A 16,245-nucleotide genomic window follows, 5' to 3' on the forward strand; every position below is an offset into this window, starting at 1 on the left:
CGATCAGATCGCTTTTTTCAGTGCCTCGATTATCTGCTCTTGCGAATTCTCCTGCAGATACGGGTGCATCGGCAGGCTAATCACTGTTGCGGCGGCCTGATCGCCAACAGGCAAATCGGCATTTGGGTCAGAAACAGCTGGTTGCTTGTTCAACGGCAGTGGATAATGCACAGCGGTCGGAACCCCGGCGTCTTTGAGCTTAGCTTGCACATCCTCACGATTGTCCACGCGTATCGTGTACTGCGCCCAGGCGCTGGTCGCCCCCTCCATCAGCGTCGGAGCGGCGATATTGGTTTCCTTCAGTAGCACTTTGTAACGGTCCGCGACGGTGTCTCGCAGGACCAGTTCATCCTCGAAAATATCCAGCTTGCACAGCAGGATCGCAGCCTGCAATGTGTCCAGACGGCTGTTAACGCCAACCCTGATATGGTGATAACGCCGGTCCTGCCCGTGCCGGGCTATCTGGCGAAGAATGATGCTCAGATCATCGTCCGAGGTGAAGATAGCACCACCATCGCCGTAGCAGCCAAGGGGTTTCGATGGAAAAAAGCTGGTGCAGGAAATCGTTGACAGGTTTCCTGACCGTTTGCCACGCAAAGATCCGCCAAAGCTCTGAGCAGCATCCTCGATGACAGGTAAGCCGTTTGCCACAGCTACCTCGTTAATTCGTTCGAAATCAGCAGGTTGGCCATACAGCGACACCGGTATAATTGCCTTTGTCCGGGGTGTGATCGCAGCGTCAAGCTTGTTGGGATCAAGGTTATAACTAGTCTGGTCGATATCGACATAAACCGGCTTTGCGCCCAGCAATCTGACGGCTTCAGCCGTGGCGATATATGAAAATCCGGGCGTGACGACCTCATCCCCCGGCCCGACCTCAAGCGCCATCAAGGCAATTTGCAATGCATCCGTTCCATTGGCGCAAGTGATGCAATGTTTAGCTCCCGTAAAGGCAGTCAGCCGTGCCTCTAGTTCAGCCACTTCTGGGCCAAGAATGTACTTTCCATGTGCCAACACATTGGCAATGCCAGCATCAAGCTGATCCTTGATACGTTTCTGTTGTTCCGCCAGGTCAATAAATTGCATCGCTAAAACGCCCTATTGGTTCTTGAGGAATTTCTGCAAGCTGTACCTCTGCAGTTTCCCATACATAATCCGGCACCGCTCGACCATGTTTATTCGTCGGCAAAGACTTAATACAACGGGTCTGTTTGGCACGAATTACCGCAGTACTAATAACTGGGCGGACCGTTTCCCTGTATTGCCCAGTGCCCAAAACGTCATGGGTGGTGGGATAACATGCAGACGATCCGTTTGATCAGAGTACCGTGCTGCTCATCAGCTTCGGATGCTGCTCACCTTTGCTTGCTTCGATCGAGGCATTGCGGATATGGCTGACCATCGCAATAGCAGGCCGGTTTTCATTCAATCCAAACCCGTTCCCGTTCAGAATCTCTTCGTAGCTTCGCGTGTGCAAGTCGGCAAATCCGCCCGAGAATTCGATCTCTTCCCCATCAATAGTGATGGAGCGATAGGTTCTGGCTCCGGTTTCTCGCGCCTCTGCAGGAACGTCATTTACGTCCAGCGACAAGAACCAACGGCACCGGGCGTGTTCAAACTCAAGATAGCCCGCGGCCTTGGTCGGGGCATTGAGATGCACATGGTTCGCCTGAAGGTCTCCGAAGAGGAAGTGCAGCATGTCAAAGAAATGCACGCCGATGTTGGTGGCAATACCGCCAGATTTGCGGACATCCCCTTTCCAGCTCTCCAGATACCAACGTCCACGGGACGTGATGTAAGTCAGATCGACCTCGTACTTGGTATCCTTGGGGCTGTTTCGAATCTTGTCCCTAAGAGCAATGATCGAGGGATGTACGCGCAACTGCAGGATCGTGTTTACGGTCTGTCCGGTCGCCTGTTCGATCGCTTCCAGGCCATCGATATCCTCTGGGTTCAATACCAGCGGCTTCTCACAGATCGCATCGGCGCCTGAACGAAGGGCAAACCGCATGTGGCTGTCGTGGAGGTAATTCGGCGAGCAGATCGAGACATAATCAATTTTGCCCGCTTCGCTGCAACGTAACATGTCAACATAGCGATCAAAACGCTCAAACTCTGTGAAAAAATGTGCATCAGGGAAGTGGCTATCGATAATTCCAACGGAGTCGCTTGTGTCCAGAGCAGCCAACAACGTGTTTCCGGTATCCGTTATCGCCTTCATGTGGCGCGGCGCGATGTATCCTGCGGTTCCTATTAATGCAAAGTTGCTCATTCGGTGCGTCCCAAGTGCTCAAATTGTGCTACAGCGCTTCCAAGAAATTCTTTGGGAAGTCAATAGTGGAAGGCATTTCAAGCATCGCCAATCAAGCTGGAAACCCCGATCAACCTCTGTTAGAGCGGTTCGGAATTGTCAGAGCTAGATTGATCTTCGACCGATGTCAGACACCCGCCCGAAATCTCAAAAAACCGTATTCTGTCTTACCTACCACGAGATAACGGCGGATGCGCGTGTTCTCAAAGAAGCGCGCGCGCTTCAAGTAGCGGGTCATAACGTACATATCTTCTGCGACTGGCCAGGGGGCTTGCCGCAAGAAGACAGCATCGATGGCATTCGGATCACTCGATTCAACTGGCAGTCTTGTGAGAACATCACTGAAAAATTGCTTGAACGTTTCTCGTTTATGGAGCGCACGTCCGCTCAAGTCGAGCAACGTGTCGTACCGTATGTCGAATCCGCTATTCAGCTGAATTCTTTGAAAACCTGGTTGAAGACCTTTCTGACGGACGAAGACGTCCAAAAGCTTGACCCGATGTACTACAAAAACTTCGGCGGTGATGAAAGGCGGGCTAGAAAACTCGTACACAAACGGCTGCTTTGGAAAACACGGCTTGGACTTGGATTTGGAAAAGGCCCGAAAAACCTCAAGTCATTTATGTTGATGGCCCGAAAAGTCAGAGAAAATTTCTTTAAACTCTATCAGTTGGAATCATTGATTTACGCAGAAAACCTTTGCCACCTTAAATTTGATGAGGTCCCTGATGTCATCCACGCTCATGATATATATTGTCTCCCTGCAGGCGTCGTACTTGCCAGGCAGTTCAACGCAAAACTTGTTTATGACGCCCATGAGTATGAGCCCGCGCGCGCTACAAAGAATCCGTCGAATGGATCGAACTTTGCAGAAAACCTAGAAGACGATTGCCTCCCCTTCGTCGATTATATGATCACCGTATCGTCGTCCATCGCAGATTTGTATGCCAAACGCTTCAAAGATAGTCCGACACTTATCCTCAATGCTCCAGAGATAGATGTCGATTACATGGATAGTCGTAAAGAAAAGGCGTTGGATCAGCTTTCTATCCGTGCTCAGGCAAACGTTGCTGACGGGGCGCCCTTGATTATTTTTACTGGTGGCATTCAAATGTCACATCGTGGGTTAGATAAAGTTCTTGAGGCTTTGGTTCATCTTCCCGAAGTCAACTTAGCTTCGATGGGCCCACGGCACCTCCGAAACGACAAGTGGTTCATGAGTGTCGCTCATGACTTAGGTGTGGATGATCGCGTTACCTTGCTTCCACCTGTGGCAGCTCCAGATGTACCAGTCGCAATTAGTACAGCAGACCTCGCTATATGCCCGTTTCAGGACGTATCGCTCAATCACCGCTACGCAATGCCCAACAAGCTTTTTGAGGCAGCATTTGCTGGCGTACCAATTTGTGTTTCAGATCTTCCAGAAATGCGTCGGTTTGCAGAGTCTCTCGGTTTCGGACGAGCAATGGACGAAACAAATCCTCAGAGCATTGCTGAAGCTATTCGGGATGTCTTGGACCATCCCGAACGCTTTACGTTAAGCGTCGACAACAGAAGGAAGCTTTGGGAGACCTACAGCTGGCCTGCGCAAGCCAAGAAGTTGGCGGCGCTCTATGAAGGTATTTAAACTCGCGCGGCTAGTATCTGTGCGATTTGTTGCGAAGCGGTTCCATCACCATAGATTTCTATCTGATTTCCGCTAGTCCCTATCGCACTTAGCATACCATCCTCGATATCCCCTTCTATGGGCGAAACGATACGATTCCAGCCGCTTTCAACAAGCTCAACCCATTCTGTTTCCGTTCTAAGAGTTACGCAAGGGACGCCGTAGAAATACGCTTCTTTCTGCACTCCGCCAGAGTCCGTAGCAACCAGCACCGCATTGCTTTCTAGAGCGACCATATCCAAGTAACCGACTGGGTCTATCGTTTGGACATGTTCGAATTTACGACCGATTCCTTTTATCCTTGCGGCAGTACGTGGATGCAATGGCAAGACAACCGGATGTTGTTTTGCAACCGCCTCCAGACCATCAACAATGTTTGTTAACGTTTCTGGCGAATCCGTATTTTCAGCTCTATGGATCGTCGCAAGTATGAATCCGTTTGCGTCTAACCCAATGTCAGCCAAAATTGTTGATTTCTGCTTGGCCTTTTCACCGAAGTGTAGTGCTGCGTCGAACATCACGTCACCGACTTCAAAAATTTTGCTCTCCGAAATGCTTTCTCTTCGCAGATTTTCCACAGCGTCGCTGGAAGTCGTGAACAGAAGGTCGGAAACGTGATCCGTTAGAACTCGGTTCGTTTCTTCGGGCATCTTTCGATTAAATGAGCGCAGCCCGGCCTCTACGTGCGCCACCGGGATATGAAGTTTTGAGGCGACCAATGCACCAGCCAATGTTGAATTCGTATCTCCAAAAACAAGGAGCGCATCTGGTTCATGTTCTTGAATGACGGGTTCAAGTTTCTGCATCATCAGTCCTGTCATGGCACCATGACTGCCTGAGTTCACCGATAGGTTGATGTCGGGTTTTGCAATTTCTAGTTCGTCGAAAAAAATCTTAGACATCGAATCGTCATAGTGCTGTCCTGTGTGAATCAGCACCTCTGTTACTCCCGGCATGGAACGAAGTGCTCTGCTCACCGGAGCCAATTTAATAAACTGAGGGCGCGCGCCAACTACAACTGCGATTTTCACGGTAGCTCCAAATAAATAATTGCCTAAAACCGCGCTAACACACGGCCAGTATAAATTCCACGTGATATCTCGTGACTGATTTACTGACGCGGGTTCAGATTAACTTAACAGTAGGGTCAACCTTCATAACCAACAGATGACGGCCGCCACGAGAGCAATGGTAAAGGGACAGACCTCTGGACAGCGCTTGAAGCGCGTCGCCAAGCGCCTGCAGCCCTTTAGCCCGCCGAACACGATCTCGATGCGGTTTCACCGCTCGTATCTGCGTTTTGGCATATTTGACTGGGGTCTTGCGTTGCTTTCGACCCGAAATGCAGGCACGTGCCCCCTCGTCTCACAACGCTTCTCGGGTCCAGTCAGCATCGTAGCCGCGATCCCCGAACTGCCATTCGAATTAGGAAAGCTGCCAAGCAGCGAGTGTGCACCAACGTCGTCGCTGAATTGTCCGGCGGTGACAAGCAGGTTGACCGGTAGCCACTAGCTATCGCAGATCGCACGCAGCTTGGTGTTCATACCGCCCTTGGTTTGACCAATCAGACGACCACATCCCATTTTGGCAGCCATACTCGTCGCGGTATGGTGCAATTTCGGATGGATTGCACGATCATAACAGTCTTTTGCTTGCAGTGTTCGGCAGCGAGCCCAGCCATCATCCGCGCGAAGATGCCTTTCTCGTTCCTAAGTTTCCATCGGCTACAGAGCGTCGAAAGGACCGCTCAAATCAAAGCTCAGCTATCCGAGCTGCTAAATATACAGTGCTAACAAAATCGATGCATCGTGACACTAGAATTGATACGCGTGAGGCGATCCTGCTATCAGCTATATAAACCTGATACTACCACTAACAGCCCTTTTGGCCATGCGACGACGAATCCCGTTTCCACGCATAGAGTACTTGTTTCTGGTACTCTGTGTCGGTGTAGCGCTTCCATATGCCATATTCTTCACTCGGGCCCGATTTCGGATCCAATTTTATTGGCTGATACATGCGTCAAATGCGACGTTTCTCGCGACACCGCGGGAGCTTAGCTTAGACGCACAAATGATACTTAGACAGCTTTGAGGAGTTATCTTGCTAGTATTTTATTATTGCCTAAGATACTTGTTAAATTAGTACACCTGAGCCTACGCGCTTGTAACTTTGCCAGCTAGAAGAAGCTACCGGATGCTTTGCAATAAACCGGTGCCAGAAGAAGCAACCCGAGTGGCACCTACGCATTGTAGCGTCAAATTGGCCAGAGATTAGCAATGCATCTAAATCACCCCCACCTCATTATCGCAAATAGCTGCACGGGCTTAAATCAAATATATTTTGCCGATTTCAAGGAGTTGATTTCAAACGTGAAACCTCATGCTGTCTGGAGCAAGACTGTATTATGTTAAACCGGCAAACCACATCTCCAGACACCTTGGTGGTTGATCTCGACGGCACCCTGCTCAGATCAGATATGCTGCACGAAAGTTTCTGGGCAGCTTTCTCGTCAAACTGGCGCACACCGTTTCGCGCAATAAAGGCGTTGGGCGCGGGCAGATCAGCTCTAAAACGCGAACTGGCCGCGCGCGCAGATATCGACTCGTCAACCCTCCCCTATGATTTGAAGGTCATTGAATATATCGAGAGTTGGCGTAGAGCGGGAGGGCGAACCGCCCTGGTTACTGCTAGCGATCAAAAAATTGCCGATTGCATCGCGAAGCATCTTAATATCTTCGACGAAGTACATGGCTCAAATGGAAAGCAGAACCTCAAAGGGGCTAACAAGGCCGCTTTCTTGGAGGAGCATTTCGGTTCGGGGCGTTATGCCTATATGGGTGATGCGACAGCGGATTTGCCCATCTGGGAACATTCCAGCCAAGCAGTCACGGTGAATGTCTCACCGTCTCTGCGCAAAGTCGTCGACTCGATTGATACGCGTGTTGAACACCTCCAAACTAGTCAAACTAGCTTTAGCTCTTACCTACGGGCGATCCGGCCACATCAATGGCTGAAGAATATTCTCGTTTTCTTGCCAGCCTTTGCGGCACATGATTTTTCGGCTTCTGCGATATTACATAGCCTCGGGGCTTTCGTTGCGTTTTCACTAATCGCATCAAGCGTGTATGTGACGAACGACCTTCTGGATCTACGCGCAGATCGAGCCCATCCGCGTAAACGAGAAAGACCGTTTGCATCAGGTGCGTTACCCATTTCGCATGGCGCGCTGATGCTCGTGGTGCTTATGGGGGCAGGAACGGGAATTGCCACGCTCCTAGGTTGGCCCTTTGTATTTGTTATGGCAGTGTACTTCATCATTACAACGGCATATTCGCTATCGCTGAAGCGCCGTATGATCATCGATATTTGTACGCTGGCCGCCCTGTATACGATGAGGATCACCGCAGGGGCTGTGGCCACAGGCATTCCGCTATCGGTATGGCTCCTAGTATTTTCTTCATTCTTCTTTTTTTCATTGGCTGCCGTCAAGCGGCAGGCCGAACTAATCGACAATGCAGCACGTGGCAAGTTGAAGGCTGAAGGCAGGGGGTACCAGGTCGAAGATTTGCCTGTAGTCTCAATGATGTCAGTTGCCTCCGGCTACGTTTCGATATTGGTGATGGCGCTCTATATCAATTCTCCTTCCGTGATGGTTCTCTACTCCGAACCCCTAGTTTTGGGAGCGATTTGCGGCATCTTGTTTTATTGGATATCACGGATAGCGATGCTAACGCATCGAGGACAAATGCACGATGATCCAGTTGTTTTTGCAGCACGTGACCGCACAAGCCAGATTTGCGTTATCCTGATGGTTAGCTTTGTTATCGGAGGCACAGTATTGTGAGTGTGGAGGTCCTAGTATTTCGGTATACGGTCTTCGCAGTCTTGGCGACCATAGCCAATTTGGGAATGCAACGCTTGGTACTGTCGATCAATTCGTCAACCTGGGGATTTGCATCTGCTGTCTTTTGCGGCACGCTTGTGGGGCTTCTAATCAAGTACTTCCTAGACAAGCGCTGGATCTTCGCCGATACATCACGCAGCATCCGCGCGCACAGTCGGAAATTTACTCTCTATACCACCATGGGAATTGTCACGACATTGATTTTCTGGGCAACAGAAACCACGTTCTGGGTGATCTGGAAATCCAACTTGATGAGAGAAATCGGAGCGATCATCGGCCTGACAATTGGTTATGTGGTTAAATACCATTTAGATCGCCGATTTGTCTTCACAGACTCGCAGAGAGCGAAACCAGCATGACGCTTGAAGGATGGGGCAGATTTCCCGTCTATCAGGGCACTTCCGAGGCTCCGCGGAACGAGGCGGAATTGTCTGCATTGGTATCCGAGCATGCCGTCATTGCCCGTGGAAATGGCCGTGCCTATGGGGACAGCGCCATTGGATCGAATAAGACCGTTTCGATGCGTCATTTCAATCGGATGCTCTCATTTGATGCGTCGGCTGGCATTCTAGTCGCCGAGGCGGGTGTATTGCTGGCTGATGTGATATCAACATTCCTTCCACGAGGTTGGTTTCCTTCTGTGACACCGGGGACGAAATTTGTCACGCTCGGAGGCATGATCGCTGCAGACGTGCATGGAAAGAACCACCACAAAGAGGGCAGTATTGGCGCTTTTGTGGACTGGCTTGATGTCGTCACACCAGCAGGTAGGATAGAGCGCTGTTCGCCGCAGGAAAATGCAGATTTGTTCAACTGGACCACCGGTGGAATGGGGCTTACGGGTATCATCTTGCGCGCAGCTCTTCGTCTACGCCCAGTCGAAAGCGCCTGGATACGTCAAACCTTGCGACCGTTGCCAAATCTAGATGCAGCGCTTGATGCATTTGAAGCAACTCAGGACGCAACATATTCGGTAGCGTGGATCGACTGCCTAAGCCGGGATGACAAACTCGGTCGTTCTCTTTTGATGCTGGGGGAGCACGCCACGCGCGCCGATTTATCAGGGGACAAGTTGAGGTATCCTTTCGAAACTCCAACGAAAAGGAAATTGTCTATTCCGTTCGACTTTCCGCAAGGACTGTTAAACAGACTGTCTGTGCGAGGGTTCAATGGGCTCTATTATTGGAATGGCTCTCGCGAAAGCGGCGAAACACTGGTGGATTGGGACAGTTATTTCTACCCACTCGATGCTATCCTCGGCTGGAACAAGATCTATGGGCGCAAAGGACTAATGCAATTCCAATGTGCGCTACCTCTGGAGCACTCCAAACGCGGCCTAACTGCGCTACTTCAAGCCACATCCGCCGCAGGGGCCGGATCTTTCTTGGCGGTGCTAAAGCGGTTCGGCCAGCAAGACAGCGCATTTTCTTTCCCAATGTTGGGCTACACATTGGCTCTGGATTTCCCGGTAAACCAGCGAACGCTTTCGCTGATGTCGCAGCTCGACCAAATCACGATGGACCATGGCGGCCGGTTCTATCTAGCTAAAGACAGCCGAATGCCGGCCGATACTTTGCACCGTTCTGATCCACGCGCCGCTGCTTTCGCCGCCCGCCGCGATGAAGCCGGGCTAAGCAGCAGTTTTCGTTCAAAACAATCAGAAAGGCTCAAACTATGAGCAAAGGTGCAGTGCTAATCTTGGGGGCACGATCCGACATTGGTCTTGCGATAGCCCACGAATTCGCAAAAAGCGGTCATCCAATACAGCTCGCACTGCGAGATCCCGCACATTTGGAAACGGCACAGAAGGATTTGCTTTTGCGTTATAATGTGCCGGTTACTCTTCACGTCTTTGACGCTCTCGCATTCGAAACGCATGCAAGTTTTGTCGACGATCTACCCGAGCTCCCCCAGATCGCTGTTTGTGCTGTCGGACTGATGGGTGACCAAGTAGAGAATGAACAAGATGTGGATGCTGCAGTGACAGTCATGCGATCCAACTATGAAGGGCCCGCCAGCATTCTGGCTGTCTTGGCAAATCGCTTCGATCAACGCGGTTCGGGCAAAATCGTTGGTATCAGCTCTGTTGCAGGTTTGCGCGGGCGTGCCACCAACTATGTCTACGGCTCGGCCAAAGCCGGATTCACGGCCTTCCTTTCCGGTCTGCGTAACCGCATGGCTCGTCGGAATATCCATGTTCTTACGGTTCTGCCAGGCTTTGTGGCCACGCGAATGACAGAGGGCATGGACCTGCCTGCACGTCTTACTGCGGCGCCAGAAGAAGTAGCAGAAGCCATTTCTCGCGCACTGATCAAAGGACGCAATGTGATATATGTTCGTTCGATTTGGAGGCTGATCATGATGATCATCACCCTTATTCCGGAAACAATCTTCAAAAAAATGAAAATCTGAAGAGTAAATATGCAAAAAAAATGTTGAGATCCCTCAATCTATCGCGCAGCTCCATTTTATCCGAAAAAGGTATTTTGCATATTTTTACATCGCAAGAAAACTCTAAGGCAAAATTCAATATCAGGCGACTGCGCGAGTTTCGACGGAACATTACTGAAAGACTGTGGATGGGAAATCTACTCGTTTAGTACTTCTGCTAATGCCTAGGCTCAGGACCCATTGATTTCCGCCTTGCTGCCTGATTCACTGTTCACAAAACGAATGGTGAATAGGTCTGATCTCTTCTGGTTGAACGACGCGCGGATGGCACGTCTCGAGCCCTATCTCCCAAAGCTCCATGGCAAACCCCGCGTTGATGATTAGCGCGTCCTAACTGGAATTATTTTCATCAACCGCAATGAGTTACGCTGGCGGTGCGCGCCTTCGGAATACGGCCACACAAGACCCTGTACAACCGTTGGTAACGGTGGAGCGGTAAGGGTATCTTTTCGCAGATGATGAACGATTTGGCCGCTGAGCGCGGCGAGGAGAGGATTGTTATGATCGACGCGACCTACTTGAAACCCACCAAACGGCGTACAGTTTGGGCGTCAAAAAGGGGGTGTGGTGATCTGATCGATCGCACGAAGCGCGGCTTGAATACTAAGCTGCACGCCATCTGCGACAGCCAGATGCGTCCGCTAAACCTCTCTGTTGCTGCCGGTCAAGTCAGCGACCATGATGGTGCGCGGGCTTTGCTGAGCAGCCTGCCAGATGTCGACTACCGCTCGGGGGCCGAGGTTGTGACGCTGATTGGTTTCGAGAAGCGTTGAAAGACAAAGGGATACGGGCCTGTACCCCCGGTTGAAACCAGTGAATAACTGCGGACAATTACGACATGCGAAGATAATAGCGGCGCACCCGGATCGAGATCATGTTCGGCAGGCTCAAGAATTGGAGGCATGTCGCAACCCGATACGATCGCTGCCCCAAAGTCTTCCTATCGGCAATCGCGCTCGCCGCAACCGTCATCTATTGGCTATGAGTACTGAGCCCAACTGCCGTTCATTTCCCAATAGGGGAATCAATCGCTTCTGTGCCTAGCGAGATTACAATCGCCAAATCTGTTTGCGACCCAAATACCCATTGCCTTTTTCAACAAAGCAACTAGTAGAGACGCGACTTCGTATTTGGGGCCCCTCTGACTATCCTGCGCAGACTTAGATAAAGAGCGATTTTATCATGACACAGACATCACTAAACAACCTGCTACAAAAGCTTACTGCGAAGCAGGCTGTGATCGGGATTGTTGGACTGGGATATGTCGGACAACCCCTGGCCCTCAGATATACCGAAATTGGATACCGGGTGATTGGCTTCGACCTGGATACCACAAAGGTGCAGAATTTAAACTCCGGTCACAGCTCAATTGAGCATATCGACGATGACCGCATTGCAGAGGCGCGAAAAAGTGGATTCGAGGCCACTACAGATTTCTCGCGCATCGCTGAGGCGGATGGCATTATGTTGTGTGTACCAACTCCACTCAACAAATATCGCGAGCCAGATCTGAGCTTTGTCACCGATACGTGTGACCAAATATCAGATCATTTGCGTCCGGGTCAGGTTATTGCGCTGGAAAGCACGACTTATCCAGGCACAACCAAAGAAGAAGTTTTGCCTCGGCTTGAGAAAAATGGACTTGAGGTTGGTGAGGATCTTTTTGCTGTCTACTCACCCGAACGCGAAGACCCCGCCAACCCGGATTTTACGACCAATACAATACCAAAAGTGGTCGGCGGACATACAGCGGCATGCCTGAAGGCGGGTATCGCGCTTTATGAGCACGCGATTGATAAGCTCGTACCGGTAAGCTCGACCGAGACTGCCGAGATGACAAAGCTTCTGGAAAATATCCACCGGGCGGTAAACATTGGCCTCGTGAACGAGATGAAAATCGTTGCTGACCGCATGGGGATCGATATTTTTGAGGTTATCGACGCGGCCGCGACCAAACCCTTCGGGTTTACGCCTTACTATCCGGGTCCGGGACTTGGAGGGCACTGCATCCCTATCGATCCATTTTACCTGACCTGGAAAGCACGTGAATACGGCATCAACACACGCTTCATCGAATTGGCCGGTGAAGTGAACACGGCGATGCCGGAATATGTGTTTGGCAAACTCGCCAATGCGCTGAATGATCGCAGCAAAGCGATTCGTGGCAGTAAAATCATGGTTTTGGGCATTGCGTACAAAAAAAATGTCGACGACATGCGAGAGAGCCCTTCTGTCACCTTGATGGAGCTGATCCGAGACAATGGAGGAGACCTCAGCTACTCGGACCCCCATGTGCCCGAGTTTCCCACGATGCGGGAACACTTCTTCGAATTGTCATCTGAGACCCTTACCCCTGAGGTTCTGTCGCAGCAGGATGCAGTTATTCTGGCGACCAATCACGATGCCTTTGATTATGAGTTGATCAAAAAACACGCGAAGCTCCTCATCGACACCCGCGGTAAATACCGTACCTCTGAGCAAAATATTGTTCGTGCTTAAATGAAACTGCGACCGGCTCTGCGTAGCTGGGCCGGAACATCTGGCGGATGGTACTTAGGAACGGCTGTCGCTCGTATGACCGCTTACGCGGGACCAAAACTCTGAATGGTTTGACGGTGTCCTAAGCGCTGGATGAATGCGCTGAGAATTGGACCCGCAAGGCAAAAATGTCGGCACTTTCCTGCCATTCCAATCAATTCATCGGTACGAACACCGCCTAAACAACTGGCGCCGCATGAAACGCGCGTTGTTCCGGTGCAGGTAGGCAGATATAGTTGCGGGAAATGTCAGGCCGCCTTCGGGTACAGGAAGATTGGCTGTTGACGAGTTCCAATTGTGAGCAATCAAGGGCCAAAACGCGTGAGCTTGAAAAACCGCAACACCCCGCCTCAGCGTCATGAGCTGCGAAAGGTGCGCAACCAAGGGAACAGTTTCCTGGCGCTTGCCTTCATTTTCAGCGTTTTTGTCAATCTGCTTATGCTGACCGGACCGCTGTTCATGCTGCAAGTGTATGATCGGGTCCTTGGGTCGCGCTCGGTCGAGACTTTATCAGCGCTTTTTTTGCTTGTCGCGCTGCTTTATGCGCTGATGGCGATGTTGGACTATGCGCGCGGCCGAATCGTGGCTCGGTTCGGAGCGCGATTTCAATCAGCACTCGATGAACGCGTGTTTGAAGGGACCATGCGACGCGCATTGTTCCCACAGGTTCGATCAGCACCTGCGACTGCATTGCGAGATCTGGAATCGATCCGCGCGTTATGCGCCTCGCCCGTTTTGTTGGCGGTTATGGACATCCCTTGGACGCCGATTTTTGTGGCCGCAATCTTCCTGTTCCATCCGTTGCTTGGCTGGTTGGCCGTCGCAGGTGGAACGCTTCTGATTGTTATCGCGCTGCTGAACCAAGCGTTGACCCATCGCAAAGTGTCAGATGCTCAAATCGCCTCTGCCAAAGCAAATTCTTTCTCTGAACACGCCAGACAAGCTGCCGAGGTCGTCAGATCTCAGGGCATGCAGGAAGATGTCTCAAAACGCTGGTTGAACCAGCGCACCGAAGCGCTGTCTCAATCCATATCTGCAAGCGACTGGACCGGCAGTTTTACCTCGCTGACGAAGTCTCTGCGACTGTTTCTGCAATCCGCTATGCTGGCGCTCGGCGCGTTGCTGGTTTTGCGCAACGAGATGACGCCCGGTGCTATGATCGCAGGTACGATCCTTCTGGGTCGCGCCTTGGCTCCGGTCGAAATGGCGGTGGGTCAATGGTCGATGATCGAACGCGCGCGCACGGCATGGATTAACCTGAACTCATTTCTTGATTCAACGCCTCCTGAATCGTCTCGTACCAAACTGCCCGATCCCAAGGCGCATCTTGTCGCAAAAGGACTGACGGTGATCCCTCCGGGCGCGAAGATCCCGACAGTGCGGAACGCATCTCTTGAGTTGCGCCCTGGCACGGCCCTGGGTGTGATCGGGAAAAGCGGGTCAGGCAAAACAACGCTTGCCAAAGCGTTGTTGGGCCTTTGGCCACCGGCCGCTGGGGAAATTCGTTTGGCCGGTGCGACACTCGATCAGTACGAACCCGACGATCTGGGGCGGCATATTGGATATCTACCGCAGCAAGTGACGCTGTTCAACGGAACGGTTGCTGAAAACATCGCCCGGATGTCACAAACCCCTGATCCCGAAGCGGTTGTTGCAGCGGCGAAAACAGCGAATGCACATGAGCTGATTCTGGGACTTGAGAAAGGATACGATACCTTCCTGGAGGGCAATGACAGCCAGCTTTCCGGTGGGCAGAAACAGCGGATCGCATTGGCGCGCGCTCTCTATGGTAATCCGGTATTGTTGATTCTGGATGAGCCAAACTCGGCCCTAGATGCAGACGGAACCCTCGCCCTGAACAATGCGGTCCGCGAGCTCAAGAGCGCGGGCAAATCCACGATTATCATGACGCACCGGCCTCAAGCGATCTCGGAATGCGACGATCTTGTCGTTGTCGAGAAAGGCCAGATCGTCAAATCCGGTGGGCGCGATGAAGTTTTGAACACGATGGTCCAAAACGCCAACGTTATCAAAAGGCACCTGAACAAGGTGGGTGAATAATGGCAGACAAGAGTTCACGTCCCGTTTGGAGTATCAAAGCGCCCGCTTTTGTCGGCCTTTTGGCTCTGGCAGTTTTGATCCTGGGACTGGGATTATGGAGCGTCCGCACTGAGCTGGCCGGTGCTATTATCTCGCAAGGTGTGATCGAAGTTCAGAGCAATCGTCAGGTCATCGAACACCCCGATGGTGGCGTTGTAGGCGAGATATTCGTACGTGACGGTGACGCAGTGGCGCGTGGGGACATGATGCTGCGGCTTGACGATACGTTTTTGGCCTCGGAGCAAACGATCGTGGAATCTCAGCTATTTGAGTTACTTGCCCGAAAGACCCGGCTAGAGGCTGAACGGGATGGTGCGAACGCAGATACGTTAAAGCAAAATCTGCAAGAGCTCAAAGCCCGCGAATCGATCGACGACGATCTGTTGGAAGGCCAACAACGTCTGTTCAACGCCAGGTTGGAAACGCTGACCCAGCAGATCGACCAGCTTGGGAAACAGAAGATACAGATCCAGAACGAGATTGAGGGGACGCAGGCGCAATTGGCGTCACTGAATACTCAGGTCGAATTGATCAGAACGGAGCTCGAAGATCAGCAAGGTTTGCTTGATCGCGGCCTGACACAGGCCAGCCGCGTTTCTGCATTGCAGCGGGAAGAGGCAAATCTAACAGGGCAAATCGGCAGCCTCGAATCCACAGTTGCGCGACTGACAGGCCAGATCGCCACGACCGAGATTCAAATTGTTGAATTACAGGCCACGCGGCGCGAAGAAGCCATCACCGAGCTTCGGGATGTGCAGTCTCGCGTTGTAGAACTGGCGGAACGTCGTCTTTCCCTTTCCGAGCGTTTGTCGCGTCTAGACATCCGTGCACCCGTCGCTGGCACAGTTTACGACAGTCAGGTTTTTGCCATCCAGTCTGTGATCCAGCCGGGTGAGCCGATGATGTATGTAGTGCCACAGGATACGCCCTTGTTGGTCGCAGCACGGGTGGATGCGTTGCATGTGGATCAGTTACATCGCGGGCAGGAAGTCGCCCTGCGCTTTCCCGCATTCAATCAACGCGACACGCCTGAGCTGAATGGCCGTGTGATCAATGTATCAGCAGATTCATTCACAGATGAGACAAGCGGCTTTACCTTCTACCGTGCTGAAGTTGTGCCTGACGAAGGACAACTGGACCGTTTGAATGGTCAGGAACTGTTGCCAGGTATGCCTGTCGAAGCCATGATCAAAACTGATGAACGCACTCCGCTTTCTTACCTGGTCAAACCATTGGCAGATTACTTCTACCGCGCGTTTCGAGAATAGCACC

11 protein-coding genes and 2 pseudogenes are annotated in these 16,245 nt (G+C 51.6%); 9 read left to right on the forward strand and 4 right to left on the reverse strand.

All coding sequences use genetic code 11. The features are described 5' to 3' along the window. Positions 1-3: 3 nt before the first annotated feature. Together ACR0I1_RS09785 and ACR0I1_RS09790 are read right to left on the reverse strand one after the other, a co-directional pair. The gene (locus ACR0I1_RS09785; RefSeq protein WP_480706167.1) at positions 4-1,086 is read right to left on the reverse strand and encodes a DegT/DnrJ/EryC1/StrS family aminotransferase; all 1,083 of its coding nucleotides are present in this window, start codon (positions 1,084-1,086) and stop codon (positions 4-6) included. Positions 1,087-1,318: 232 nt separating this feature from the next. Then, positions 1,319-2,272 (reverse strand): Gfo/Idh/MocA family protein, encoded by a 954-nt coding sequence (locus tag ACR0I1_RS09790; RefSeq protein ID WP_480706169.1) that lies wholly within the window; start codon positions 2,270-2,272, stop codon positions 1,319-1,321. Between the two features lie 163 nt (positions 2,273-2,435). Here ACR0I1_RS09790 and ACR0I1_RS09795 point away from each other — a divergent pair, with 163 nt between their 5' ends. Next, a complete protein-coding gene (locus ACR0I1_RS09795) occupies positions 2,436-3,938 on the forward strand; it encodes a glycosyltransferase family 4 protein (RefSeq protein WP_480706171.1) in 1,503 nt (500 codons plus the stop codon). Here the strand turns inward: ACR0I1_RS09795 and wecB are convergent. Both wecB and ACR0I1_RS09805 read right to left on the reverse strand, forming a co-directional pair. Beyond that, positions 3,935-5,008: a non-hydrolyzing UDP-N-acetylglucosamine 2-epimerase gene (wecB, locus tag ACR0I1_RS09800; protein WP_170635825.1), complete on the reverse strand. Its 1,074-nt coding sequence runs from the start codon at positions 5,006-5,008 to the stop codon at positions 3,935-3,937. The two genes, ACR0I1_RS09795 and wecB, sit on opposite strands and share 4 nt — an antisense overlap. A gap of 123 nt (positions 5,009-5,131) precedes the next feature. Beyond that, positions 5,132-5,712, reverse strand: a pseudogene (locus ACR0I1_RS09805) (IS5 family transposase); the annotation flags it as partial. A gap of 672 nt (positions 5,713-6,384) precedes the next feature. On the opposite strand from ACR0I1_RS09805, the gene ACR0I1_RS09810 reads away from it, so the two are divergent. The 8 genes and pseudogenes from ACR0I1_RS09810 (at position 6,385) to ACR0I1_RS09845 (ending at position 16,241) form a co-directional block, all read left to right on the forward strand. Further along, entirely contained in the window at positions 6,385-7,824 is a 1,440-nt protein-coding gene (locus ACR0I1_RS09810) for a UbiA family prenyltransferase (protein ID WP_480706174.1), read from the forward strand. A 2-nt stretch (positions 7,825-7,826) separates the two neighbouring features. Next, positions 7,827-8,243 carry a GtrA family protein gene (locus tag ACR0I1_RS09815; RefSeq protein WP_480439083.1) on the forward strand — a complete coding sequence of 139 codons (417 nt, stop codon included), beginning with the start codon at positions 7,827-7,829 and terminating at the stop codon, positions 8,241-8,243. Continuing rightward, a complete protein-coding gene (locus tag ACR0I1_RS09820; protein ID WP_480706175.1) occupies positions 8,240-9,562 on the forward strand; it encodes an FAD-binding oxidoreductase in 1,323 nt (440 codons plus the stop codon). The genes ACR0I1_RS09815 and ACR0I1_RS09820 overlap by 4 nt, the downstream gene beginning before the upstream one ends. Then, positions 9,559-10,296, forward strand: a complete 738-nt coding sequence (locus ACR0I1_RS09825) for an SDR family oxidoreductase (protein WP_480706177.1) — start codon at positions 9,559-9,561, stop codon at positions 10,294-10,296. The genes ACR0I1_RS09820 and ACR0I1_RS09825 overlap by 4 nt, the downstream gene beginning before the upstream one ends. A gap of 261 nt (positions 10,297-10,557) precedes the next feature. Beyond that, positions 10,558-11,320, forward strand: a pseudogene (locus ACR0I1_RS09830) (IS5 family transposase). Between the two features lie 197 nt (positions 11,321-11,517). Further along, positions 11,518-12,834, forward strand: coding sequence for a nucleotide sugar dehydrogenase (locus tag ACR0I1_RS09835; protein ID WP_480706179.1), 1,317 nt, complete (start codon positions 11,518-11,520; stop codon positions 12,832-12,834). A 360-nt stretch (positions 12,835-13,194) separates the two neighbouring features. Beyond that, entirely contained in the window at positions 13,195-14,934 is a 1,740-nt protein-coding gene (locus tag ACR0I1_RS09840) for a type I secretion system permease/ATPase (RefSeq protein ID WP_170732718.1), read from the forward strand. Next, entirely contained in the window at positions 14,934-16,241 is a 1,308-nt protein-coding gene (locus ACR0I1_RS09845) for an HlyD family type I secretion periplasmic adaptor subunit (RefSeq protein WP_170394559.1), read from the forward strand. The genes ACR0I1_RS09840 and ACR0I1_RS09845 overlap by 1 nt, the downstream gene beginning before the upstream one ends. The last annotated feature ends 4 nt before the right edge of the window (positions 16,242-16,245 follow it).

Source organism: Ruegeria sp. B11 (assembly GCF_056539785.1).

What these genes read in the sequence shown, in the direction of transcription:
- ACR0I1_RS09785 (WP_480706167.1), bottom strand. Translation starts at nt 1,086, where the DNA reads ATGCAATTTATTGACCTGGCGGAACAACAGAAACGTATCAAGGATCAG.
- ACR0I1_RS09790 (WP_480706169.1), bottom strand. Translation starts at nt 2,272, where the DNA reads ATGAGCAACTTTGCATTAATAGGAACCGCAGGATACATCGCGCCGCGC.
- ACR0I1_RS09795 (WP_480706171.1), top strand. Translation starts at nt 2,436, where the DNA reads ATGTCAGACACCCGCCCGAAATCTCAAAAAACCGTATTCTGTCTTACC.
- ACR0I1_RS09810 (WP_480706174.1), top strand. Translation starts at nt 6,385, where the DNA reads ATGTTAAACCGGCAAACCACATCTCCAGACACCTTGGTGGTTGATCTC.
- ACR0I1_RS09820 (WP_480706175.1), top strand. Translation starts at nt 8,240, where the DNA reads ATGACGCTTGAAGGATGGGGCAGATTTCCCGTCTATCAGGGCACTTCC.
- ACR0I1_RS09825 (WP_480706177.1), top strand. Translation starts at nt 9,559, where the DNA reads ATGAGCAAAGGTGCAGTGCTAATCTTGGGGGCACGATCCGACATTGGT.
- ACR0I1_RS09835 (WP_480706179.1), top strand. Translation starts at nt 11,518, where the DNA reads ATGACACAGACATCACTAAACAACCTGCTACAAAAGCTTACTGCGAAG.
- ACR0I1_RS09845 (WP_170394559.1), top strand. Translation starts at nt 14,934, where the DNA reads ATGGCAGACAAGAGTTCACGTCCCGTTTGGAGTATCAAAGCGCCCGCT.